1 protein-coding gene is annotated in these 2,248 nt (G+C 26.5%); it reads left to right on the top strand.

Features of this window, described 5'->3' with window-relative positions; all coding sequences use genetic code 11:
* Positions 1-424: 424 nt before the first annotated feature.
* The gene (locus tag GBZ86_RS15165; protein ID WP_152892044.1) at positions 425-2,038 is read left to right on the top strand and encodes a Na/Pi cotransporter family protein; all 1,614 of its coding nucleotides are present in this window, start codon (positions 425-427) and stop codon (positions 2,036-2,038) included.
* Positions 2,039-2,248 lie beyond the last annotated feature (210 nt).

Below are 2,248 nucleotides of genomic sequence, written 5' to 3'. Positions count from 1 at the left end.
GAAAACTTCTTCATTACAAAACACCGGAAGAGTTATTTGAAATACACTTAGATGAAATATATTCATTATAATAATTAGTCTTTAAATCATAATTAAGGACTAGTTCAATTTGATATTGCAATTTAGATTATAAAAATAAATTAGGAAATTTATTTACTTATAGAATAACTATAGATTATTATAATATAAAAATTAATAATAATTTTTTGAAATGGATAAAATATAATAATTAAAAAGCTTTAATTAAAAAATTAAATTTTATTACATCAATAAATAAATAAATTGCATATTAATAGTAAAAAATGGAATGTATATTAAGTTTACGTTAAGAAATTAATAAAAATATTAACAAAAATATTATTATAGTGTAAAATGTTAAAGAACTATTAAATAATTCATAATTTGAAATTGGAGGATATTGGTCTTGAACGATGCAATTTTAACTTTAATTAAATTAGCAGGGGGCTTAGGATTATTCCTATATGGTATGAAACTTATGGGAGATGGTCTTGAGAATGCCGCAGGAGATAGACTTAAAGGAATATTAGAAAAAATAACTAGTAATCCAATTATGGCTGTTGTAATAGGAGCATTAGTAACAATGGTTGTACAAAGTTCTAGTGCTACTACAGTAATGGTAGTTGGGTTTGTTAATGCAGGCTTAATGAATTTAGCTCAGGCAGCTGGAATTATAATGGGTGCTAACATAGGAACAACAGTAACAGCTCAGTTAGTAGCATTTAAATTAGATGAAATAGCACCTATATTTGTTGCTATTGGTGTTGTAATTTTAATGTCAGCTAAAGAAAGAAAAAGACGAGAAATAGCTAACATAATATTAGGATTTGGAATTCTATTCATGGGAATGGGAATAATGAGTGGTGCTATGAAACCATTAGCAAATTCACCAATGTTTAAAGATTTAATAATTGCTATTGGAGATAATAGATTTATTGGAGTTTTAGCTGGATTAGCTTTAACAGCAGTGTTACAAAGTTCTTCAGCAACTACAGGTATATTAATAGCTTTAGCATCTACAGGATCTATAACTATTGATATAGCATTACCGATTTTATTTGGATGTAATATAGGTACTTGTGTTACAGCTTTACTTGCAAGTATAGGAACAAATAAAACAGCTCATAAAGCAGCTGCGATACATTTAATATTTAATTTATTAGGTACTTTAATATTTATACCATTTATAAGACCTTTAGGAGAATTTGTTCAAAATATGAGTCCAGGGGATGTTGAGAGACAAGTAGCCAATGCTCATACTGTATTTAATATTACAGCTACTTTAGTTCTTTTACCTTTAACTAAAGTTATAATAAATATTGTTAATAAGTTAATTAAAGGTGAAGATAAATTAGAACATTTAGGTGCTACATATATTGATGATAGATTATTAGAAACACCTGTTATAGCAGCAGGGCAAGTTATAAAAGAAACTATAAGAATGGCTACTATGGCTAGAGAAAATCTACAATTAAGTATGGAAGCATTTAATAAAAATGATGAAAACTTAGTTAAAAAAGTATATGATAATGAAAAAATTATTAATATATTAGAAGAAGAGATAACTTCTTATCTAGTTAAGTTATCTAAATGTGATTTATCAGCAAAGGAAAATAATATAGTAGCAGCTACATTCCACATAGTAACTGATATTGAAAGAATAGGAGACCATGCGGAAAATATAGCAGATTTAACTTTAGAGAAAATAGGTAAAAATTTAAAATATAGTGATGGAGCATTAAAAGAATTAGAGTATGTTTTCTTACAAACTTTAAAAGCTTTAGATCTTTCAATAGAAGCATATGAGAATAGAGATATACAAAAAGCTGGAGAAATTTATTCAGTAGAGCAAACAATTGATTCATCACAAAAAGAATTTAGAGATAATCATATTAAAAGATTAAATAAAGGTTTATGTAATGCATATGAAGGTGCTATATTTATGGATTTATTAAGCAATCTAGAGAGAATAGGTGATCATTCAACTAATATAGCAGAAAGTGTTATGGAGAATAGTTAAAAAGAGAAGCAAAGCTTCTCTTTTCAGGCTGTCGACAAAGTCGACAGCCTTTCCATTTTCTTATAAAATAATATTGGGTGATAAATATGATGACTAAAAAAAATACTGATAATAGATTTAAAATTGAATTTAACAGTTTAGAAGCTCTTGTGCCTAAAAATCATTTAGTTAGACAAATTGATAGAGCAATAGATTTTAATTTTATATATG

This window comes from Clostridium tarantellae (assembly GCF_009295725.1).
Lineage (GTDB): Bacteria > Bacillota > Clostridia > Clostridiales > Clostridiaceae > Sarcina > Sarcina tarantellae.
Note: the sequence above shows the minus strand (reverse complement) of the source record. Positions and strands in the feature narration are given on the sequence as shown.